21 protein-coding genes are annotated in these 22,014 nt (G+C 67.9%); 6 read left to right on the forward strand and 15 right to left on the reverse strand.

Annotated elements, in window-relative coordinates:
• Nucleotides 1-44: 44 nt before the first annotated feature.
• Nucleotides 45-1,295 (reverse strand): YihY family inner membrane protein, encoded by a 1,251-nt coding sequence (locus AC3RCE_RS16730; RefSeq protein ID WP_492253510.1) that lies wholly within the window; start codon nt 1,293-1,295, stop codon nt 45-47.
• 21 nt (nt 1,296-1,316) lie between these two features.
• On the opposite strand from AC3RCE_RS16730, the gene AC3RCE_RS16735 reads away from it, so the two are divergent.
• Genes AC3RCE_RS16735 through AC3RCE_RS16745 form a run of 3 tightly spaced genes read left to right on the forward strand, consistent with a single transcriptional unit; the run spans nt 1,317 to nt 3,700 of the window.
• The gene (locus AC3RCE_RS16735) at nt 1,317-1,745 is read left to right on the forward strand and encodes a DUF2069 domain-containing protein (protein ID WP_218297728.1); all 429 of its coding nucleotides are present in this window, start codon (nt 1,317-1,319) and stop codon (nt 1,743-1,745) included.
• 53 nt (nt 1,746-1,798) lie between these two features.
• Nucleotides 1,799-3,214 carry an FAD-binding oxidoreductase gene (locus AC3RCE_RS16740; RefSeq protein WP_218341566.1) on the forward strand — a complete coding sequence of 472 codons (1,416 nt, stop codon included), beginning with the start codon at nt 1,799-1,801 and terminating at the stop codon, nt 3,212-3,214.
• 18 nt (nt 3,215-3,232) lie between these two features.
• On the forward strand, nt 3,233-3,700 hold the full coding sequence (locus AC3RCE_RS16745) for a GNAT family N-acetyltransferase (RefSeq protein WP_492253511.1): 468 nt from the start codon (nt 3,233-3,235) through the stop codon (nt 3,698-3,700).
• Between the two features lie 197 nt (nt 3,701-3,897).
• On the opposite strand, the gene AC3RCE_RS16750 is transcribed toward AC3RCE_RS16745, so the two are convergent.
• The 14 genes from AC3RCE_RS16750 to AC3RCE_RS16815 form a co-directional block, all read right to left on the reverse strand.
• Nucleotides 3,898-4,368, reverse strand: coding sequence for a GNAT family N-acetyltransferase (locus tag AC3RCE_RS16750; protein ID WP_492245417.1), 471 nt, complete (start codon nt 4,366-4,368; stop codon nt 3,898-3,900).
• Between the two features lie 103 nt (nt 4,369-4,471).
• The gene (locus AC3RCE_RS16755; RefSeq protein WP_492253512.1) at nt 4,472-5,500 is read right to left on the reverse strand and encodes a PfkB family carbohydrate kinase; all 1,029 of its coding nucleotides are present in this window, start codon (nt 5,498-5,500) and stop codon (nt 4,472-4,474) included.
• 51 nt (nt 5,501-5,551) lie between these two features.
• Complete coding sequence (xylB, locus tag AC3RCE_RS16760; protein ID WP_492245415.1) at nt 5,552-7,045, reverse strand: xylulokinase; 1,494 nt, start codon at nt 7,043-7,045, stop codon at nt 5,552-5,554.
• A gap of 121 nt (nt 7,046-7,166) precedes the next feature.
• A complete protein-coding gene (locus AC3RCE_RS16765; RefSeq protein WP_218297734.1) occupies nt 7,167-8,105 on the reverse strand; it encodes an AraC family transcriptional regulator in 939 nt (312 codons plus the stop codon).
• A 30-nt stretch (nt 8,106-8,135) separates the two neighbouring features.
• A complete protein-coding gene (gene dalD, locus AC3RCE_RS16770; RefSeq protein ID WP_492253513.1) occupies nt 8,136-9,539 on the reverse strand; it encodes a D-arabinitol 4-dehydrogenase in 1,404 nt (467 codons plus the stop codon).
• 19 nt (nt 9,540-9,558) lie between these two features.
• The gene (locus tag AC3RCE_RS16775; RefSeq protein ID WP_218341561.1) at nt 9,559-10,293 is read right to left on the reverse strand and encodes an SDR family oxidoreductase; all 735 of its coding nucleotides are present in this window, start codon (nt 10,291-10,293) and stop codon (nt 9,559-9,561) included.
• A 5-nt stretch (nt 10,294-10,298) separates the two neighbouring features.
• Entirely contained in the window at nt 10,299-11,342 is a 1,044-nt protein-coding gene (locus AC3RCE_RS16780; protein ID WP_369642825.1) for an ABC transporter ATP-binding protein, read from the reverse strand.
• A gap of 52 nt (nt 11,343-11,394) precedes the next feature.
• Nucleotides 11,395-12,234: a carbohydrate ABC transporter permease gene (locus AC3RCE_RS16785; RefSeq protein ID WP_218341559.1), complete on the reverse strand. Its 840-nt coding sequence runs from the start codon at nt 12,232-12,234 to the stop codon at nt 11,395-11,397.
• A 13-nt stretch (nt 12,235-12,247) separates the two neighbouring features.
• On the reverse strand, nt 12,248-13,111 hold the full coding sequence (locus tag AC3RCE_RS16790; protein ID WP_369642826.1) for a carbohydrate ABC transporter permease: 864 nt from the start codon (nt 13,109-13,111) through the stop codon (nt 12,248-12,250).
• A gap of 114 nt (nt 13,112-13,225) precedes the next feature.
• Nucleotides 13,226-14,560 (reverse strand): ABC transporter substrate-binding protein, encoded by a 1,335-nt coding sequence (locus AC3RCE_RS16795; protein ID WP_056413437.1) that lies wholly within the window; start codon nt 14,558-14,560, stop codon nt 13,226-13,228.
• 253 nt (nt 14,561-14,813) lie between these two features.
• A complete protein-coding gene (locus tag AC3RCE_RS16800) occupies nt 14,814-17,261 on the reverse strand; it encodes a TonB-dependent siderophore receptor (RefSeq protein WP_492253514.1) in 2,448 nt (815 codons plus the stop codon).
• A gap of 262 nt (nt 17,262-17,523) precedes the next feature.
• Complete coding sequence (locus tag AC3RCE_RS16805) at nt 17,524-18,594, reverse strand: FecR domain-containing protein (protein WP_492253515.1); 1,071 nt, start codon at nt 18,592-18,594, stop codon at nt 17,524-17,526.
• A complete protein-coding gene (locus AC3RCE_RS16810; RefSeq protein WP_492253516.1) occupies nt 18,591-19,103 on the reverse strand; it encodes a sigma-70 family RNA polymerase sigma factor in 513 nt (170 codons plus the stop codon). Before AC3RCE_RS16810 ends, AC3RCE_RS16805 begins: the two co-directional genes overlap by 4 nt.
• A 95-nt stretch (nt 19,104-19,198) precedes the next feature.
• Nucleotides 19,199-19,720 carry an Ivy family c-type lysozyme inhibitor gene (locus AC3RCE_RS16815; RefSeq protein WP_492253517.1) on the reverse strand — a complete coding sequence of 174 codons (522 nt, stop codon included), beginning with the start codon at nt 19,718-19,720 and terminating at the stop codon, nt 19,199-19,201.
• A gap of 110 nt (nt 19,721-19,830) precedes the next feature.
• On the opposite strand from AC3RCE_RS16815, the gene AC3RCE_RS16820 reads away from it, so the two are divergent.
• The 3 genes from AC3RCE_RS16820 to AC3RCE_RS16830 all read left to right on the forward strand — a co-directional run bounded on the left by AC3RCE_RS16820 (nt 19,831) and on the right by AC3RCE_RS16830 (nt 21,899).
• Nucleotides 19,831-20,670: a thymidylate synthase gene (locus AC3RCE_RS16820; protein ID WP_218297744.1), complete on the forward strand. Its 840-nt coding sequence runs from the start codon at nt 19,831-19,833 to the stop codon at nt 20,668-20,670.
• A 106-nt stretch (nt 20,671-20,776) separates the two neighbouring features.
• Entirely contained in the window at nt 20,777-21,388 is a 612-nt protein-coding gene (locus AC3RCE_RS16825; protein WP_218297745.1) for a DUF4337 domain-containing protein, read from the forward strand.
• A gap of 19 nt (nt 21,389-21,407) precedes the next feature.
• On the forward strand, nt 21,408-21,899 hold the full coding sequence (locus AC3RCE_RS16830; protein WP_218297746.1) for a dihydrofolate reductase: 492 nt from the start codon (nt 21,408-21,410) through the stop codon (nt 21,897-21,899).
• Nucleotides 21,900-22,014 lie beyond the last annotated feature (115 nt).

Raw genomic sequence — 22,014 nt, forward strand, 5'->3', positions numbered from 1 at the left:
AATAATAGCAAACCAATGGAGCGGACCGCCTGGCCAGCCACGGCCTACTCTGCCTGCAGCACGTCGCGCACATGCAGGCCGCCCAGCCCCGCGCGCGCCCACAGGGGCTCCAGGCTCGTGGAGCGTTCCAGCAGGAGCTTGTGCACCAGGGGCTCCAGCGGCGTGTTCTGCGGGTCGATCAGCAGCACGTACCGGGACTCGGGCACGTCCGACACGCTCATCGCCGCATCGCTCACCTGCCCCACCCAGTCCAGGGCCGTCAGCGCCTCCAGCACCGGCTCCAGCTGCAGCATGTCCACGCGCAGCCGCTGCGCCAGCTGGCTCGGCCGCAGCCCCTTCATGGCGTGGGAGCGGGCCCGGTGCAGCTCCTGCAGCACCTCCACGGCCAGCTGGAACGTCCAGCCCGCCACGGTTCCACGCCGCGCCACCCCCGCGAGAAGGCTGGGCAGGTAGGCCGTGACCACCGCCCCCAGCAGCACGATGACCCAGGCCACGTAGATCCAGATGAGCAGGATGGGCAGCGTGGCGAACGCGCCGTACACCACCGAATAGGTGGGCACGTTGCCCAGGTACAGCGCCAGCACCTTCTTGGCCAGCTCCATGCACACGGCCACGAAGAGCCCGCCGGTCCACGCGTGGCGCCACTTCACCGGGGTGTTGGGCACATAGTGGTACAGCGACGCCATGCCCGCCGCCAGCACGAGGAACTGGATCGAATCGAACAGCAGCTGCACGCCGTCGGGCAGGCGCTTGACCAGCCCGCCGGACGCCGACATCACATACGAGGTGAGCGCCAGGCTCGCCCCCATGAGCAGCGGGCCCAGCGTGATGGCCGCCCAGTAGATCAGCACCCGCTGCCCCAGCGGCCGCAGGCGCTGCACGCGCCAGATGTCGTTGAGCGTGCGGTCGATCGTGAGGATCAGCGCCAGCGCCGTGGCCAGCAGGATGCTGAAACCCGCCACGCCCAGGCCGCTGGCCTTGGCCGCGAACTGGGTGAGGTAGCCCAGCACCTGGCGGGAGATGCTGTCGGGTACCAGGCTGTCTACCAGCCAGCGCTGCAACACGTCCTGCAGCTTTCCAAAGATGGGGAATGCCGTGAACACGGCCAGGGCGACGGCAAAGAACGGCACCAGCGCGAGGATGGTGGTGAAGGTCAGGCTGCTGGCGGTGAGTCCCAGATGGTCCTCGCGAAAGCGTTCACGCAGGGTCAGCGCGGTGGTTTTCCAGGGAAAGTGCGACAGTTCCGTGATCAGCGCCTCGAAGCGCGACGCTACTGTCTGTAAGGAAAAAGGCATGGCCGATATGATGCCACCCCAATGACCGCATCCCCCAGAGCCCCCGCCCTCCCTTCCAGCCCCGCCGACAGCGGCGTCCGTGCCACACGCTGGCTGGCCACCGGCAGCCTGCTGGCGCTCATCGTCCTGTGCCTGGCCTGGGAACTGGTGCTGGCGCCCCTGCGGCCCGGCGGGACCTGGCTCGCGCTCAAGGCGCTGCCGTTGTGCATCCCGCTGGCGGGCATCCTCAAGAACCGCATGTACACCTACCGCTGGGTCAGCCTGGTGATCTGGCTGTACTTCACCGAAGGCGTGGTGCGCGGCTGGAGCGACAGGCCGCCGTCGCAATGGCTGGCCTGGGCCGAGGTCGCGCTGTGCCTGGCCCTGTTCGTGGCCTGCACACTGCACGTGCGGCTGCGCCAGCGCAACGCGAAGGCGGCGGCAGCCGCCGCGGCCACGCCGGCCTCTTGATGCCAGCCGCCGCGCGCCATCCCCCTCCCTCGAACTGAAGAAGACGCTTGTCCATGACCACCTTGCTCGACACCTTGCGCACCCTCGTCGGCCCTGCCCACGTGATCACCGAGGGCGACCTCACCGCCTGGGAACAGGACTGGCGCCGCCGCGTGCGCGGCAAGGCCCTGGCCGTGGTGCGCCCCGCCACCACGCAGGAGGTGGCCACCGTGGTCGCGGCCTGCGCGGCGGCGGGAACCACCATCGTGCCGCAGGGCGGCAACACCGGCCTGGCCGTGGGCTCGACACCCGATGATTCCGGCACGCAGATCGTGCTGAGCCTCACGCGCATGAACGCGGTGCGCAGCATCGACACCGACAACCTCACCATGACGGTGGAGGCCGGCTGCATCCTGCAGAACCTGCAGGACGTGGCGCGCAATGCGGGTGTGCTGTTCCCCCTCTCGCTGGCGGCCGAGGGCAGCTGCACCATCGGCGGCAACCTGGGCACCAATGCGGGCGGAACGCAGGTGGTGCGCTACGGCAATGCGCGCGACCTGTGCCTGGGCCTCGAGGTGGTCACCGCTCAGGGCGAGGTGTGGGACGGCCTCAAGGGCCTGCGCAAGGACAACACGGGCTACGACCTGCGCGACCTGTTCATCGGCAGCGAAGGCACGCTGGGCATCATCACCGCCGCCACGCTCAAGCTCTACCCCGAGCCCGCCGCCCGCCTCACGGCCTGGGCCGCCGTGCCGTCGATGGAACACGCCGTGGCCCTGCTGGGCCTGGCGCACAAGCAGCTGGGCGCTGGCCTCACGGGCTTTGAAGTGATGGGCCAGTTCGCGCTGAGCCTGGTGGGCAAACACATGCCGCAGCTGCGCGTGCCCTTCCTCGGCGACGAAAACGCTCCCTGGTGCGTGCTGCTCGAAAACTCCGACAGCGAATCCGAAGAACATGCCCGCGCGCGGTTTGAAGCGCTGCTGGAGACCGCGTTCGAGATGGGCTGCGTGACTGATGCCGTCGTGGCCGAGAACCTCACCCAGGCCAGCCAGCTCTGGCACATCCGCGAGAACATTCCGCTCGCGCAGGCCGAGGAGGGCCTGAACATCAAGCACGACATCTCCATCCAGATTTCGCGCATCCCCGCCTTCGTCGCGCACACCGACGCGGTGCTGCAGCGCGAGATCCCCGGCGTGCGCCTGGTCAACTTCGGACACCTGGGCGACGGCAACCTGCACTACAACGTGCAGGCACCGGCCGAGGGCGATGCCAAGGCCTTCCTGCGCGAGCACGAGCAGCATGTGCACCACCTGGTGTACGAAGCCGTGGCCGAGTTCGGCGGCTCGTTCTCGGCCGAGCATGGCATTGGGGAGCTCAAGGCCGACAAGCTGGAGAAGTACCAGTCGCCCGTGGCGTTGTCGATGATGCGCGCCATCAAGCAGGCGCTCGACCCGCAGGGCATCATGAACCCGGGGCGGGTGCTCCAGTAAATCCCAGGAAGCCGGCCCATGACCACCGCCGTTACCGTGCGCCCCGTTGATCCCGAAGACTACGCCGCCTGGTGCCCGCTCTGGGATGGCTACAACGCGTTCTATGGCCGCTTTGGGGCCACCGCGCTGCCCGAGCACATCACCCAGGCCACCTGGCAGCGTTTTCACGACCCGGCGGAACCCGTCTTCTGCCTGGTGGCGCACGATGCGGCCAGCGGCGAGATGCTGGGGCTGACGCACTACCTCTTTCACCGCAGCATGACGCGCATCGAGCCCGTGTGCTACCTCAGCGACCTGTTCACCCGCGAAGCCGCGCGCGGCCGGGGCGTGGGGCGCGCGCTCATCGACGCCGTGTATGGCGCGGCGCGTGCCGCGAAGTCGTCGCGGGTGTATTGGCAGACCCACGAAACCAATGCGGCCGGGCGCCAGCTGTACGACAAGATGGCCAAGCACCACGGCTTCATCGTCTACGCCCAGGAACTCTGAACAGGGCCCACGCCCCGAAGCCCCCTCCCGGGCATCCCGGCCACGGGTGGCGCGTACGGAGGTACGGCGCAGCCAATTTGCTATAAAAACAATAGCTTTCAGCACAGATACCTCGGGCGCCAGCGCCCGATTTTTCGCTAAAAACCGCAGCCACCACCAGGGCCACAACCGTCAACCGCGCCGCGCAAAAAACCGCCTCACAGCACCTTGCGCATGGGTTGCGCCTGCAGCCCCGCCCACACCTGCAGCGCGCCCGATGGTTCATACCCGTGGCGGCGGTAAAAATCTTCCGCCGTGCGCGTGCTCTCAAGCCCCACAGCCGCCAGGCCCAACTGCCGCGCATGGGCCTCCGCGCCGAGCAGCAGGGCACGGCCCACACCTTGGTGCAATGCTTCTGGCACCACATAACAAAGCGCCAGCGTGGAGCGTGCCCACAGCGCAAACCCCACCATCGTGTCCCCCCGATACACACCCCACGCCATCGCGCCCGGTGCCGCCATCCAGGCGGCCAGGTTCTCGGGCGTCTTGTTGGCCAGCCATGTGCCGAGGATGGCGGCATCGTGGTGGTGGTCGAGGGCGCAGCAGTGGGTGATGGACTGGCGGACCACGTTGCAGGCGTCGGCCGCTGCATGGGCCGTGACGGGAACAGCGGCAGGGACGGGCTTCATGGTGGATTCAAGGTCTGCGCGGGCAAAGATGGAGGTTGCGATAGGCTGTCCTGCCCGGACAGGCCGGTGCCATCGTACCGCCAGCCCGCCTGCGCGCAGGCCGCTACCCGGCGACGCAAGGGTGCGCCCGCGCCCACCCGCTCGCGGCCTCCCACCCGGGCGGCACACACCCCTGCTCCATCACGCACAGGCTCGCACTGGCCAGTGCATGGCGAAGAGCCTGCTGGCCGGCCTCGGCGGACAGCGCTTCAACGAACTGCACGAAGCTGGCAGCGCCCGCTGCCGGCGCCTGCCGCAGCAGGTGCGCGAGCAGCCCCGCCAGGAAGCTGTCGCCCGCGCCCACGGTGTCGATGACCCGCAGGGGCTGCGCTTCTTTGGCAAAACACTGCATGCCGCTCTGGTGCAGCAGCCAGGCCCCCTCTGCGCCCAGCGTCAGCGCCAGCAGATGGGCCTGGGGGTTGGCGGCCAGGAGGTGGCGGGCGCGGGCCAGGGCACCGGTGCCGGGCACGGCCAGGTGGTCCAGGTCTTCGTCGCTGGCCTTGATGATGTGGGCGCGTGCCAACGCCGCGTGCACCGTAGTGCGGTAGGCGTCCAGGTCGGGCATGACCGAGGGGCGCAGGTTGGCATCGACCACCACGCAGCGGCCTTCGGCGCGCTGGGCAGCGAGCCAGGGCTGGTAGATCGCGGTGTCGCGGGCATCGAGCGCGAGGGCGCCGGTGCAGACCAGCTGCAACGCGGGCAAGACGGCGCAGGCCTCGCTGAGGCCGTGCGCCGACACGGCGCGGTCGGCCACGCCCTCGCGGTAGAAGGCGTAGTCGGGGTGGCCGTGTTCATTGAGATTGACCACGGCCAATGATGTGACTTGCTGCACCGGCCCGGGCTGGGCCAGCAGCACGCCGTCGGCGACCAGCTGCGCGGCCAGCTCGCGGCCAAAGCGGTCGCGCGACAAGGGGTTGAGGTACTGCGTGCCCACGCCCTGCCGGGCCAGCGCGCGGCACAGGTTGTACAGCGCGCCACCCAGGCACGGCAGGTAGCTGCCATCGGGGCGGCGGATGAGGTCGATAAGGGCCTCGCCCGCGATGGCGGCCTGGACGGGGGCCGTGGCCTGGGAAGTGTGGTGTACCGAAGTCATGGTGGATGTGAAGAGGGTGCGGACAGCAGCGTCAGAACTGCGACTGCAGCGTCAGAACTGCGACTGCAGCGCCGGGTATAGCGCGACAAAGCGGGCGTAGCGCTCGGCCAGCAGGGCTTGTTGCGCGGGCTGGGGGTCGAAAGTGGCGTCGGCGGGCAAGGGCTGGCACCAGTGGGCCTCGTCGCCACCGCAGGCCATGGCCGCCAGCCGCGCCGCGCCCAGGGCGGCAGCAGCATGTGCACCCTGCGGACGCTGCAGCGGCGTGCCCAGCGCGCTGGCCAGCAATTGCGCCCAGGGGTTGCTGCGGGCGCCGCCACCGACCAGTGCCAGGGCATCCTCACCCTCACCGATCGCCCCGAGCGCACGGCCCTGCCCTGCCCCGACCGCCCGCATGGCGTTGAGCCCGTCGAGCAGGCCAAAGCCCACGCCTTCCATCACCGCATGGGCCAGGTCCGCCGCTTCGTGCTCGGCGCGCAAGCCCATGAAGACGCCGGTCGCAGCCGCGTTGTTGTGCGGCGTGCGCTCGCCACTCAGGTAGGGCAGGAACAGCGGCGCCTGGGCCTGGCGGTGGGGGCTGAGGGCACCCACGGCATCAGACAGCCGGGCTTCATCGCCCTGCCCCGTGAGCCGCGCGGCCCAGCCAAACGCACTTGCCGCACTGAGCATGACCGACATGTGGTGCCAGCGCTGCGGCAGCGCATGGGCAAAGGCGTGCACGGCGCGTTCGGTGGCGGGCGCAAAGGCGTCCGTCACCCGGAAGACCACGCCCGACGTGCCCAATGACACAAAGCCCTGCCCGGCGGTGCGGGCGCCCACGCCCACGGCGCTGGCGGCGTTGTCGCCCGCGCCTGCGGCCACCACCACGCCCCCGCTCAGGCCCCAGCGGCGGGCCACATCGCTGCGCAGCGTGCCCGTGGGTGCACTGCCCTCGGCCAGCGCGGGCATGTGCGAGGCATCGAGCCCGCAGGCCCGCAGCATCGCGGGGCTCCAGGCGCGGGCCTGCACATCGAGCCACAGCGTGCCCGATGCGTCGGACATGTCGCTCACCGCATCGCCCGTGAGCTGCAGGCGCAGCCAGTCCTTGGGCAGCAGCACCGTGCGGATCTGGCCGAACACGGCCGGCTCGTGCGTGCGCAGCCACAACAGCTTGGGTGCGGTGAAGCCGGGCATGGCGAGGTTGCCGGTGACCTGGCGCGCGGCGGGCACGGCCTGCTCGAGCGCGGCGCATTCGGCGCTCGCGCGGCCATCGTTCCAGAGAATGGCGGGGCGCAGCACCTGGCCCTGCGCGCCCAGCACCACGGCGCCATGCATGTGGCCAGACAGCCCGATGCCGCGCACCCGCGCCCATGCTGCGGGAGCTTGGGCGCGCAGCTGCGGCACGGCGGCTTCCACGGCGGCCAGCCAGTCGGCCGGGTGCTGCTCGCTCCAGGTGGGCCGCGGGCGGTGCTGGGGCACGGCGGCGTCGGCCGTGGCGATCACGGCCTGCGTTTCGTCGAGCAGCAGGAGCTTGACACCCGAGGTGCCCAAATCAATTCCGAGGTACATGGGTGGTTGGCAGATTTCAGTGGTTCAAAGTGGAAGCCAGGCCCCCGCCGCACGCAACCGGCGCGACCCAGGCCACAGATGCCCGGCAAGGGCCGCCCCGCAGCGAAGGCGCCCCGCCACTTCAAGGGGCCTTTCCGAATCTTCCGGCTCCCTGCTTGCGGTATTCGCTGGGCGTCATGCCCTTGATGTCCAGAAAGCGGCGGTTGAAGTTGGCCATGTTGTTGAAGCCCACGTCGTAGGCGATGTGGGTGATGTAGCGCTCGGTCTCCATCAGCAGCTGGCACGCGCGGTTCACGCGCACCAGGTTCACGAAGTCGGTGAAGGTGTTGCCCGTGGCACGGCGAAAGAAGCGGGAGAAGCGGCTTTCCGTCATGCCCAGCTCCTGTGCCAGGTCGGCAGCCGACAACGGGTCGGCCAGGTGGTCGGTGATGCGACTCACGATGGCGTTGATCTGGTCGAGCTGGGTGTCGTTGTCCTCGCTTTGCAGCTGGGTGCTCGACAGCAGTCGAAAGTCGGTGCAGCGGGCCAGGTCGCTCAGGAATTCACAGAACGCGCCAAACCGGGCCAGGCCCTGGCGCGCCTTGATGCGGTGCCAGTGTTCCTGCGCCTGGGCCTCCATGCCAAAGAACTCGATGCCATGGCGTGCGCGCTCCAGCAGGGGCAACACCTCGCGCAGCTCGGGGATGCTCTCGCTGCTGGCGACCAGCGGCGCGTGCGAGAACTGGATCACCAGGTCGCGCAGCGGCACGCCGCCTTCGGGCAGGTCCATGCTGATCCAGTTGTGCGGCAGGCGCGGCCCGGTCAACACCAGATGGCCGGGCTGGAACTGCCCGATCCAGTCGCCCACGAACACCTTGCCCGAGGTGGCGGTGATGAGGTGCAGCTCGTACTCATCGTGGTAGTGCCAGCGCGCCAGCGGCGTGGGAAACCCATGCGACAGGCACCGGATGAAACCTGCGGCCTCGGGCGACTCGTACCCGAGCTCGGGAAAGCGCACGTAGTCGTGCTCCAGCTCGGGCTTGGTCTGGCGCGGAGAGACAGGCGTCGTCTTCACGGTCATGGCGTCATTCCTGTGGTCGGGCCGCTCAACTTACACCAACCCCTGGCGTTCCGCACGCCCGGCCACGAAGGCCTGCACGCGGGCAAAAGCGTTGCGCAGCGTGGCAACCAGCCGCGGGTTTGAGGCCATTTCGCCCCACAGGGTGGTATCCGCGGCATAGGCGGCGACCAGGTCCGGCGCATCGCAGATCGCATGCGCCACGGCCGGGTCCATGGCCTGGTCCTGGTAGGTGTAGGGGATCTGCCCGGCATGCCAGCGCTGCAGGTAGGCCAGGAACAGCGCGGGCAGCACGGCCACGCTGTCAAACGAGCCATCGCGGGCCAGCTGGTCCCGGATGGTGGGCGCGATCATGCCGGGGATCTTGGAGAACGCATCCATGGCCACGCGCTGGTTGGTGTCCGCAATCGCAGGGTTGCCAAACCGGTCCAGCACCACGTCGCGGTAGGCCTCCAGGTCGATGGGGCACGGCAGCAGCACCGGGATCGCGTCGTCGGTCACGTAGTCGTAGGCCATCTGACGGATGGCGGCATCGTGCGTGCCTTCGTGGATGTACTGGTAGCCCGCCAGCGTGCCCGCCCAGGCAATGCAGCTGTGGGTGGCGTTGAGCAGGCGGATCTTGGCCTCTTCGTACGCCTGCACCGACTCGACCATCTCGACTCCGACCCTTTCCCACGCGGGGCGGCCTGCGATGAAGTCGTCTTCGATCACCCACTGGATGAAGCTTTCGCCCATCAACGCGGCCTGGTCGTCCCAGCCGGTGGCGGCCTTCACGCGCTCGGCCACGTCCGGCGTGGGGCGTGGCGTGATGCGGTCGACCATGGCGTTGGGGCTGCTCGTGTGCTCCTGCACCCAGGTCTTGAGCGCGGCATCGCCCAGCGCGTCGATGAACTGCAGCAGGCCCCCGCGTGAGCGGTCGCCGTTGTGGCGCAGGTTGTCGCAGTTCATCAGTGTCACGGGGCCGGCACCGGCGGCCCTGCGCGCGCGCAGGATGCTCACCAGGCCGCCATAGAGGGTGTGGCCCGCCTGGCCCGCCTTGACGGCGGCGAGGTCGGCGCGCAGGTCGGCAAAGCTGGGCCAGTCGAGCTGGTCTTGCGCATCGAGGTAGTAGCCCGCCTCGGTCACCGTGAACGAGATGATGCGCGTGGCGGGGTCGGCACCTGCGGCGATCAGCGGGGCCAGGTCGTCCCGGTAGGGGATCACGCGCTGGATCGCTTCAATGACGGTGTAGCTGCGCTCGCCCTGGGGCGTGACGGTTTCCAGCGTGTAGCGGCCGCCCTGGGCCTGCAGCGCGGCGATGGTGTCGGCCATGTCGGCGCGCAGGTTGCCGCCCACAATGGCCCAGCCGGTGTCTCCCTGCTGGCGCAATGCGTGGACGTAAACGGCCTGGTGGGCGCGGTGGAACGAACCCAGGCCCAGGTGCAGGATGAAATTCATGGTGCGTGAATGCAGGTGTTTAAAGATCGAAGTTCGTGGGCATCATCACCACGTCGCGGATGGTCATGCCACGGGGGCGCGTGAGCATGAACAGCACCACGCTGGCCACTTCGGCCGCTTCGATGAGACTGCCGCTGGCCTTGGCCTCTTCCAGTTTCTCGGCCGGCCAGTCGGCGAGCAGCGAGGTGATGACCGGCCCGGGCGAGATGGAGCCCACGCGGATGCCGTGCTTGAACACCTGGCGGCGCACGGTCTGCACGAAGCAGTTCACGGCCCACTTGGACGATGCGTAGACGGGCTCCCACGGCGTGGGGAAATGCGCTGCCAGCGAGCTGGTGACGATGATGTCGCCCGTGCCGCGTTCGATCATGTGGGGCAGCACGTTGTGCACGTTCTTCATCACCACGTTGACGTTGAGGTTCAGCATGCGGTCGATGGCGTCGGGGTCGGCGTCCACCAGATCGCCGCCGACGTAAAGCCCGGCATTGGCGTGGAAGATGTCGAGCTGGCCGGCGAGGGCCAGCGTGCGCGCCAGCAGGCTGGCGCACTGCTTGGCGTCCAGCAAGTCCAGTACCAACGGCAATGCGCTGGCACCGATCGCAGCGCAGGCCTTGGCCAGCGCGGCTTCGTCGCGGTCGATCAGCACCACGCGCGCGCCCGCGTCGGCCATGGCTTGGGCACTGGCGAAGCCAATGCCCGATGCAGCGCCGGTGATGGCCGCCACCTTGCCTTGCAGTTCTTGTCCGAGGGTCATGGTGGTCATGCGGTCTGGCGGACCACCACGCGGCCTGCGGGGTCGAACCAATGGGCTTGCGATGCGTCGATGTCCAGGCTGACCGCATCACCGGCGCGCAGGCTGGTGCGGTCGTTCTGGCGGGCCACGAACTGTGCGCCCCCTGGTGTGCTCACATAGATCAGCGTCTCGGCACCCAGCGCTTCGACCAGGTCTACCTGGCCGCCCACCGGCGTCACGCCGGTGTTGCGCACGGTGATGTTCTCGGGGCGCAGGCCGATGGCACCGCCCTCGGCGCCCGCAGGTGCCTGCTGCTGCACCGGTGGCGGCAGCTGCGGCAGGGGCACCACGTTCATCTGCGGCGTGCCGATGAACTGGGCCACGAACTGGTTGGCGGGTTGGTCGTACAGCTCGAGCGGCGTGCCCACCTGCTCGATGACGCCGTCGCGCAGCACCACCACGCGGTCGGCCAGGGTCATGGCCTCCACCTGGTCGTGCGTCACGTAGATGGTGGTGGCGCCCAGGTCGCGGTGCAGCTTGGCGATCTCCACGCGGGTCTGGCCGCGCAGGGCCGCGTCGAGGTTGGACAGCGGCTCGTCGAACAGAAACACCTTGGGCGCGCGCACGATGGCGCGGCCGATGGCCACGCGCTGGCGCTGGCCGCCGGAGAGTTCCTTGGGCGTGCGCTCCAGGTAGGTGGTGAGGTTCAGGATGGCAGCGGCGCGCTCGACCTTCTCGCGCACGATGGCCGGATCGACCTTGGCCAGCTTGAGCGCGAAGCTCATGTTCTCGTACACGCTCATGTGCGGGTACAGCGCATAGCTCTGGAACACCATGGCCAGGTCGCGCTTGCTCGAAGGCTGGTCGGTGATGTCGCGGCCGTCGAGCATCAGCGAGCCGCCGTCGATGGCTTCGAGCCCCGCGATCAGCCGCAGCAGCGTGGACTTGCCACAGCCCGAGGGGCCGACGAAGACGATGAACTCGCCTTGCTGGATGGTGAGGTCGATGCCCTTGATGGCGCGGTGCTCACCGAAGAATTTCTCGATGCCGCGCAGTTGAAGGTAAGCCATGGAATCGGGTTCCTGAAAACTTGAAAAACTGTGGGGAAGACAGGCTGCGGATTTACTTCACCGCGCCGAACGTGAGACCCTGCACCAACTGCTTCTGGCTGAACCAGCCGAACACCACGATGGGCGCAATGGCCATCAGCGACGCGGCGGACAGCTTGGCCCAGAACAAGCCTTCGGGGCTGGAGTAGGACGCGATCAGCGTGGCCAGCGTGCCGGCCTTGGCGGCGCTGAGGTTCAGGCTCCAGAAGGCTTCGTTCCACGACAGCACCAGGCACAACAGGCCGGTGGATGCCAGGCCACCCATGCCCAGCGGCAGCAGCACCAGGCGCACTTCCTGCCACAGGGTGGCGCCGTCCATGCGAGCGGCCTCCAGGATCTCGCGCGGGATGTCCTTGAAGTGCGAGTACAGCATCCACACCATGATGGGCAGGTTGGACAGCGCGAACACGATGATGAGCGCGAGCTGCGTGTCGAGCAGGTGGCTCTTTTGCGCCAGCACGTAGATGGGCACCAGCGCGCCCACGGCGGGCATCATCTTGGTGGAGAGCATCCACATCAGGATGTCCTTGGTGTACTTGCCCTTGAAGAAGGCCATGGCATACGCCGCGGGCGCTGCCAGCATCAGCCCCACCAGGGTGGACAGCACGCTGGTGATGACCGAGTTCCTGGCGTACAGCAGGTAGTCGCTGCGCTCCTGCACCTCGTGAAAATTCTCGAGCGTGGGGATGAAGAACAGCTGCGGCGGCACGGCGATGGCCTGTAGCTCGGTCTTGAACGCGGTCAGCAGCAGCCAGGCCAGCGGGAAGAACAGCAGCAGGGCCACGCCCCAGGCAGCCACGGTGCGCAGGGCCAGCAGGCCCAGCGGATAGTTGGAACGGCGTCGAGCAGTCATGGTGGTGCTTCGGTTATTTGTCGAGGTTCTTGCCGACCATGCGGATCAGGAACACCGCCGCGATGTTGGCCAGCACCACCGCGAACAGCGCGCCGGCCGAGGCCACGCCCGCATCGAAGTTGAGCAGCGCCTGCTTGAAGATCAGGAAGGTGACGTTGGTGCTCGCATCGCCCGGGCCGCCGCCCGTGGTGGTGTAGATCTCGGCAAAGATGCTGAGCAGGAAGATGAGTTCGATCATCACCACCACCGCCACAGAGCGCGCCAGGTGCGGCACGTACAGGTAGCGCAGCTGCTGCAGGTAGTTGGCGCCGTCCATGCGCGAGGCCTCGAGCTGCTCATGGTTCATGCTTTGCAGCGCGGTCATGAAGATCAGCGTGGCAAAGGGCAGCCACTGCCAGGAGACCATGACGATCACCGAGAACAGCGGGTGGTCGGTGAGCCAGTCCACCGGCTGCGCGCCGAAGAACATCCACACCTGGGCGAGCACGCCGTAGATGGGGTTCATCATCATGTTCTTCCACATCAGCGCGTTCACCGTGGGCATGACGAAGAACGGCGAGATCAGCAGCACCCGCACGATGCCCCGGCCCGCGAACGGCTCGTTGATGAGCAGCGCGATGGCGATGCCGAACACCACCGTGATGAGGATCACGCTGCCGAGCAGCAGCAGCGTGTTGACCACCGCCGTGCCGAACGAGGGGTCGGTGACGAAGTACTCGAAATTCTCCAGCCCGGCAAAGCCGGTCTGATCCGGCTGCATCAGGTTGTAGCGGATGAGCGAGAAGTAGATCGTCATCACCAGCGGCACGATCATCCACAGGAAGAGCGTGGCCATGGCTGGCGTGAGCAGCAGGCGGGGGAGCAGGCGGCGGTTCATGGTGTTTCCGAAAGGGCGACGGGGCCGCCATGGTGAATGGCGAGCCCCAGGATCAGCACTGGTCAATCCACGGATGGGCAGTGGGCGGCGGAGCCTCGGTGGCCCCGCCAGCCTTTACTTGTAGTAACCAGCCTTCTTCATTTCCCGGTCCGCAGACACCTGGCTGGCCTTGAGGGCCGCATCCACCGTGGTCTTGCCGGCCAGCGCCGCGCTCATCTGCTGGCCCACCGCGATGCCGATGGCCTGGAACTCCGGAATCGCCGCGAACTGCACACCCACGTACGGGCTTTTGGGCAGGGTCGAATCGGTCGGGTTGGCCGAGTCGATCGCGACCTTCTCGGCGGCGGCAAAGCGGGCGGCCTTCTGGAATTCAGGCGATGCGTAGGTGCTCTTGCGCGTGCCGGTGGGCACGTTGGCCCAGCCGTTGGTCTTGGCGACCAGCTGGATGTAGTCCTTGCTGGTGGACCAGGTGATGAACTTCTGCGCTGCGTCGACCTTTTTCGAACCGGCCGGAATGGCCAGGTTCCACGACCACAGCCAGTTGGCACCCTTGGGCGTGTTCATGGTGGGGGCCTGGGCAAACGCCATCTGGTCGGCCACCTTGGACTGCTTGGGGTCGCTCACGAACGATGCCGCGATGGTCGCGTCCACCCACATGCCACACTTGCCGGAGTTGGTCAGTGCCAGGATCTCGTTGAAGCTGTTGGCCGACGAGCCGGGCGGGCCGTAGTTCTTGAGCAGGTCCACGTAGAAGGTGATCGCGTCCTTCCAGGGCTTGGATTCGAGCTGCGGCTTCCACTGCATGTCGAACCACTGGCCGCCGAAGGTGTTGACCAGTGTGGTCAGGAACGCCATGTTGTCGCCCCAGCCCGGCTTGCCGCGCAGGCAGATGCCGTACACGCCGTTCTTGGGGTCGTGCATCTTGGCGGCCAGGTCCTTGATCTGCGGCCAGGTGGGACGCTCGGGCACCTGCACGCCCGCCTTGTCGGCCAGGTCCTTGCGGTACATGAGCATCGAGCTTTCGCCGTAGAACGGCGCGGCGAACAGCTTGCCGTCGATGGACAGGCCGCCCCGCACGGCGGGCAGCAGGTCGTCCACGTCGTAGGCGGCGTCGGTTTTGAGCTCCTGCAGCCAGCCCTTCTTGCCCCAGATGGGGGCTTCGTACATGCCGATGGTCATCACGTCGAACTGGCCGCCCTTGGTGGCGATGTCGGTGGTGACGCGCTGGCGCAGCACGCCTTCTTCGAGCGTGACCCACTTGAGCTTGATGTCGGGGTTCGCCTGCTCGAAGTTCTTGCTGAGCTTCTGCATCTCGATCATGTGGCCGTTGTTCACGGTGGCGATCACCAGCTCGGTCTGCGCGCTGGCGGCGCCGCACAGCGACGTCAAAGCCAGCGCAACGGCGACGGCCAGGCGCTGGGGCATGGTGACAGGGGTGGAATGTGGCATCGGAAAAGTCTCCTCGGTCGTTGGTATGGGAATCTGCCTTTCAACACCGGCGCAAGGCATGCAGGCATTGACGGACTGAACGATACCGATGCTGCGATGCTCGATTGGTACTCCAGATGCCTCTGCAAATACTAATTTGCACCAGATAATCAGGATTTATACCTAGATTGATCAACAGGGTATCTATACCACCCCCAATGCACGGGCATCACCGGGCCCGCCAGCGCCAGGAACGCGCTGCCGGGCGGCCGGCTCACCACCGATAGGTGGCCGTCGCAATCACCTGCCGCGCTTCGCCATAGAAGCAGCCGTAGGTGCAGTTGGACACATAGGTCTTGTCGGCTAGGTTGCGCACATTGAGCGCCACGCGCCAGGGACCCGTGGTGTAGCTGGCCACGAGGTCGAGTACGGCGTAGCTCGGCACACGGGTGTTGAGGAATGCAAAGCCCGTGGAACTGCCCGTATAGCGCACGCCGCCGCCCAGTTGCAGGCCCGGCAAGCCGGCACCGGCCATGTCGTAGTCGGCCCAGGCCGTGGCCTGGTGGCGCGGCGTGAACGGGTTGCGCGCCCCCACCTCCGAAGCCGTATTGCTGCGGGTGGTGCGTGCATCGGTGTACGCGTACCCTGCCAGCAGCGTGAGATGCTTGCCCACGCGGGTCTTGGCCTCCAGCTCCATACCGCGCGAGCGCACCTCGCCGGTCTGCACCTGGTAGCCCATGTCCAGCGGGTCGAGCGTCAGCCGGTTCTGCTGCGTGAGCTGGTACACCGAGGCGGTGAGCATCGTCCGCGAACCCTCGGGCTGATAGCGCACACCCACTTCGTACTGGTTGCCTTTGGTGGGCTTGAAACGCTCGCCCAGGCGGCCGCGTCCGGCGGCGGGCTCAAACGACTGGCTGAAGCTTGCAAAGGGCGCCAGGCCGTTGTCCGCCAGGTACACAGCCCCGATGCGGCCGGTGAAGGCATTGTTCTTTTCGTACGACCAGTGGCCGTCGCCGACGAAAGGCGAGACGCCGTTTTCCGTCCAGTCGTAGCGCCCACCCGCCAGCAGCACCCACTGGTCGCGGAGCTTCCACTGGTCCTGCACATAGACGCCCGTACGCTCCAGGCGGCGGTTGTCGGCGTAGGTGTTCTTGGTGGGATGGGTCCAGGGGCTGCCGTAGGCGGGGGCAAACAGGTCCAGCGGGGCCACGTCCCAGTCGTAGCGTGCGACGTCTTCGCGCAAGGTGGCGTAGTCGATGCCTGCCAGCGTGGTGTGGCGCGAGCCCTCGCTGCCCCACAGGACCTGCACGCTGGTGTCCGCGGTGAACGCGCGATTGCGCCCATCGGTATGGCTGCCGCCGCGGTTGATCACACGCTGCCGGTCGTCGGCGAATCCCCAGTCTGCGGTGTAGCCGTAGCGCACGTCCTGCGTGCTCCAGCGCACATTCTGGCGCAGCTTGACCGTGTCGGAGAACGCATGGTCGAGCAGATAGCCCAGCTGCGCAGAGCGGTCCTCGAACCGGTCCTGGTCTGCCCCTGGCTCGCCGATGAAGCGGTTGCGCGCGATGCGACCGTTGGGGTTGGGCTTGACGGTGCCAAACGGACTCATCGCAGCCACATAGCGGCTGTCGGACTTCTGGTACTGGCCCAGCAGGGTGACCGAGGTGGCGGCCGACGGGCGCCACGTGAAGGCGGGCGCGATGAACACGCGGTCGTCGTTCACCTGGTCAATGAAGGTGTCGCTCTGGCGCAGGAGCCCGGTCAGCCGGTACGACCATTCGCCACCGTCAGACAGCTTGCCGCCGAAGTCGCCTGAAACCTGCCTGCGGTGAAAGCTGCCCAGCTCGACATTGAACTCGCGCAACGGCTCCAGCGTGGGACGCTTGCTGACCAGGTTGATGACGCCGCCGGGCGCCGCGCTGCCGTACAGCACCGACGACGCGCCGCGCAGCAGTTCGATGCGCTCCAGGCCGTAGGGCTCTTGCTGGCCCTGGTAGAGCCCGCTCGAATACTTGGTGCCGTCCCGGTACAGGCTGCCCGAATTGCCGTCGGCCTGGAAGCCCCGCAGCACAAAGGCCTCGGTGGCCCGGCTCGATTCACGAAAACCGACGCCCGCCGTGTAGGCGAGCACGTCCACGATGCTCTGCGCCTTTTGCGACTCGACCTGGCCTGCCGTCACCACGGTGATGGACTGCGGTGTCTCGATGAGCGGCGTGTCGGTCTTGGTGCCGGTGGCGCTGCGCCTGGCCACGTAGCCGTCCACAGGGCCGGTGGCGACTTCGGTCTCGGCCTCGGCAGCCACGCGCACCTCGGGCAGCGCGGCCACACGCGCGGGCCCTGCTGCCAAAGGTGCGGCGGATACCGGCGCGCCCGGCCGCAGGGTGTAGCCGCCTGCGTCTGTGCGCAGCAGCTCCAGCCCCGAGCCCGCCAGCGCGCGGCGCAGGGCCTCGGGTGCATCGAAGCGGCCGCGCACGGGCGCCGCGCTGCGGCCTTCCACCAGTTGGGCGTCGGTGGTGAGCGCCAGGCCTGCCTCGCGCGCGATGCGGTTCAGGGTGCCCGCCAGCGGGCCGGCGGGCAGGTCGTAGTCGCGCACCGCACTGGCTGCGGCGGCATTGGCGGCCTGCGCCATGGCGGGCGAGATGGTCGCGGCAGACGCCGCAAGCACCAGCAGCAGGGCCGCAGCGCAGGGGTTCAGGCGGAAAGGGAGAACAGCAGAAGGCATGGATCAGGCTCCGTAACGGTCACATCAGAAAGTGAGGACACCGTGCCAATGGCACGGTCTCTGTCTGGTTGCCGAACGAGCGCCGAAAAGTGAGAGGGGGTGCCTGCAAAAAAGATGGCGAGGGACGACGCCGGGCGGTGGAAGTTGGCTGGAAACGAACCGCCAGGTGCCTGCGCAGCCTCACTGCGCATCACTCATCTTTTCATAGCAACTGGCGCTTTCCCATCCTGCCTCAGCGCCTTTTTTCCTCATGATTTTTGCGTCATGGAGCGGAGCGAGGCTCCAGCGTGACCCACCAGCGCGTGGTCCAGGCCACCTCCACCGGCACGGCAGCGGTCAGCGCCAGCAGGGCCTGGTCGGTGTCTGCCAGGGGCAGCGTGCCCGTCACTCGCAGCCCGGCCACACGGGGGTCCACCCCCAGGCGGCCGACGCGGTAGCGCGCGAGCGTGGCCACCACCTCGTGGAGAGGCTGGTTGTCCACCACCAGCATGCCGTCCTTCCAGGCGTCGGCATCGGGCGGGGCCGCCCAGCGGTCCACCCGCCCATTCGCCAGGCGCGCGCCCTGGCCGGCCGGGACGATGCGCTCGGCGGCGCACGGCTCGGACGCGGCCACGGCACAGTTTGCCGGGCGGGCCGCAACGGCCGACTGGGTGACGGCGACCTCGGTGCCCCCCGGAACGGCGGAGGGCTCGCCACCCGCTTGCGACCAGCGGCGCACGGTGAAACGGGTGCCCAGGGCGCGCAGGCTGCCGTCCTCGGTCAGCACGACGAACGGGCGCTGCTCGGCCGGATCGGCATGGCTGGTTTCCACAGCGACCTCGCCCGCGCGCAGGCGGATCGTGCGCTGGTCCTTGCTGAATGCGACATCCACGGCGCTGCGGGTGTTCAGGTGCAGCACGGTCTGGTCGGGCAGCACGATGGTGCGGCGCTCGCCGGTGGCGGTGCGGTGGTCGGCCAGCAGTTGGCCCACGGGCTGGTGGCGGTCCAGCACCAGCACGCCGCAGGCCACCGCCAACGCCAGGCCCAGCACGGCGCCCACCACACGGGCAGGACGGCGCCGGCGCGGTGGCAGCAGCAAGGCCGCGCGGGCTCCAGGCCCTGCGGCGGCACGGGCCAGGTGCTGGTCGATGTCGCCCAGCTGGCGCCAGGCGCGGGCATGGTCGGGGTGTGCCGCCAGCCAGTCGTTCAGGGCTTGGGCGTCCGCCGGCGACGTGGCGCCCTCGCCCTGGCGCAGTTGCCAGCCGATGGCGGCCTCCAGCACGGCAGGCGGCACGGGGTGGTCGTCGCCTGCGCCGCCAGGCAAGCCGCCCGTTGTCCAGCCCGCGCTGCTCACGCCGCGCCGCCAAAACGCAGGTGGTAGGCGTGGCGCATGGCGTTGGCCAGGTACTGGCGCACGCGGGGCACCGACACCTGCAGCTGCTCGGCGATCTCTGCGTGCGTGAGACCGTCGAGCCGGTTCATGAGCCACGCTGCGCGCGTCTTGGGCGTCAGGCCCTGCAGCAGTGTATCGACCGCGTGAAGCATCTGCACGGCGGCCAGGCGCTCTTCGGGGGATGGCTGCAGCACCTGGGGCTGCAGGGCCAGGTCTGCCAGGTAGGCGCGCTCCAGTTCGCCCCGGCGCCAGAAGTCCACCAGCAGCCCGCGTGCCACCGTGGTCAGGTAGGCGCGCGGCTCGCGCATCGCGTCGGGGGCGATGGCGGCCGGGCGGGCGAGCAGGCGCACGAAGGTGTCCTGCGCCAGATCGGCCGCATCGTCGGCACAACCGAGCCGCCGGCGCAGCCAGGACTGCAGCCACCCGTGGTGGTGGCTGTACAGCGCGTGCAGGGGGTGAGCGGCAGACATGGCGTGACGGCCTTTTTGAGAATGATTCTTGATTATAGAAACACATTCCCGCCCAGCCCCTGGGCACGCCGCCATCCGGCAGACCGGCTGCGCGCTCAGCGCCGCGCGTTTTCCATCATCGTGGCAACGTGGGCCGGCAGGGTCTTCGGGGTCCCCAGGTCCTGCACGTCCCATTCCTCCCCGCCGGTCAGCAGCCATACGCGTACCGAGTCGGTGGCGGCGTGGACCACGATGGCGGCAGCCTCCGTGTCGCCTGCGTCCGGCCGGTTACCGGTGATGTAGAGCATGGAGCCGTCTTGCCGCAGCGGCCCACTCACCTGCAGGTTGTACAGCAGCACGTTGTAGTTGGCGAGACCGAGCAGCCCACGCAGCCGCTCGGCCAGCGGGCCGGCACGCAGGAAGTCTGAGCCCCCGACCGGATAGTTGCCTACCTGGGTTTGCAGGTTCGCCCAGGGATTGGCGGGCGCGGCAGGTACCTCGTTGGGCACAGGACGCGCGACCTTGCGCGGCGCCGTGGGCGCCGTGGGTACCGTGCCCACGCAACCCGGCAGCAGCACAGCCAACGCAAGAGCGGCCAGCACGGCGCTTGACAAAGGGGCTGGAGAGATAGGGCGCATGATCGGGGGCTTCTTTCTAAAAAGGGCAGCTGGGCGAAAAGGTCTGCGAGCTTAGCCGGTTCCTGCCGGCAGCCGCCCCCTAAAATCGCGTCTTTCGCCTTCCAACCGCCATGACCGAACACGCCCGCCCCGTCCGCTCGCAATACGAAGACTTCATGCGCCACGTGTTCACCCACGGCGTGGAAAAATCCGACCGCACGGGCACCGGCACCCGCAGCGTTTTCGGCCACCAGATGCGTTTCGACCTGAAGGAAGGCTTTCCGCTCGTCACCACCAAGAAGGTGCACCTGCGGTCCATCATCCAGGAGCTGCTGTGGTTCCTCACGGGGTCGAGCAACAACAACTGGCTCAAGGAGCGCGGCGTCACCATCTGGGACGAATGGGCGCGCGAGGACGGCGACCTGGGGCCGGTGTACGGCGTGCAGTGGCGCAGTTGGCCCACGCCGGACGGCGGGCACATCGACCAGATCAGCGATGTGGTCAGGACGCTCAAGACCAACCCCGATTCGCGGCGCATCATCGTGAGCGCCTGGAACGTGGCCGAGCTCGGCAAGATGGCGCTCATGCCCTGCCACGCTTTCTTCCAGTTCTACGTGGCGCCAGCACAGGAGCCCGGCGGACGCGGCACGCTCTCCTGCCAGCTGTACCAGCGCAGTGCGGACATCTTCCTGGGCGTGCCGTTCAACATCGCGAGCTATGCCCTGCTCACCCACATGGTGGCGCAGCAGTGCGACCTGGATGTGGGTGATTTCATCTGGACGGGCGGCGACTGCCACATCTACAGCAACCACCACGAGCAAGTGCAAACGCAGCTGGCGCGCACACCCTATCCCTACCCGGTGCTGAACATCAAGCGCCGCCCCGGCAGCATCTTCGACTACCAGTACGAGGACTTCGAAGTGGTGGACTACCAGTGCCACCCGGCGATCAAGGCCCCCGTGGCCGTGTGATCACGCACCAGCCCTCCTTGAGACCCCACACCTCCTGAGCCCCAGGGCCAGGTGCAGCAGCGCCCAGCCCGCATCCACCCACAACCACCACCACGAGCTTTCATCCATGTCTTCCGGCGGATTTCACGTACACGGCCCCCACGACCACGCGGTGGAGCATGCCACCCACGGCCACCATGACGACGCCACGGCCAGCCACGGCAACGACGGCAATGGCTCGTCCATGAACAAGATCGCGATGTTCACCGCCATCGTGGCCACGGTGGGCGCGATCTTCTCGTACATGGGCGGCGCCACGCAGGCCAACGCCGGGCTGCTCAAGAACGACGCGGCCATCAAGAAGACCGAGGCCTCCAACCAGTGGAACTACTTCCAGTCCAAGAGCACCAAGCAATCCCTGGCCGAACTGGCCCGCGACCTGGCGCCCGACGACCGCAAGGCCGGCTACCAGACCAAGGTGGAGCGCTACGAAACCGAGAAGAACGAGATCAAGGTGGCCGCCGAGAAGCTCGAGGCCGATGCCCACGAATTCGACCGCAAGAGCGAAGCCCAGATGCACCAGCACCACCGCTGGGCCCAGGCCACCACGGCGCTGCAGGTGGCCATCGCGCTGGCCGCCATTGCGCTGCTCACCAAGAAAAAATGGCTGGAATACGGCATGTACGGCGTGGCCGCCGTGGGCCTGGGCGTGGGTGCCCTCGCCGCCTTGCACATCTGAAAAACAAGGACGTCCCGCCATGCCAGTGCACCTCATCTACGCCCGCGCCGCCAACGGTGTGATCGGCAAGGACAACGCCCTGCCCTGGCACCTGCCGGAGGACATGGCGCACTTCAAGCAGCTGACGCAGGGCTGCCCCGTGGTGATGGGCCGCAAGACCTGGGATTCGCTTCCGGCGCGTTTTCGCCCCCTTCCGGGCCGTACCAACATCGTGGTGACGCGCCAGCACGACTGGCAGGCCGAAGGCGCCCGGCGCGCCGAGAGCCTGGACGCTGCGCTGGCGCAGTGCGATCCCCGCCAGACGGTGTGGGTGATCGGCGGCGCGCAGATTTACGCCGAGGCCCTGCCGACGGCAGACCGGCTGGAGGTGACCGAGATCGCCCGGGACTTCGAGGGCGACGCCCACGCGCCGGTGCTAGGCAAAGCCTGGACCGAGGCCGCCCGCAGCGACCATGTGAGCACCAACGGCCTGCCCTTCAGTTTTGTGAGCTACGTGCGCGCGGCGGATTGAGTCCCTCTTCGGCGGGCACGTGCCCTTCCCTTTCCCCTTGCACCCAGCTATGGGGTGGCTGACGGGGTTTTTGCAGGCGTCTGGTCGCGCGACGGATCGGGCGTCTGTGCGGGCG

It is taken from the genome of Acidovorax sp. GW823-FHT05D11, assembly GCF_058795695.1.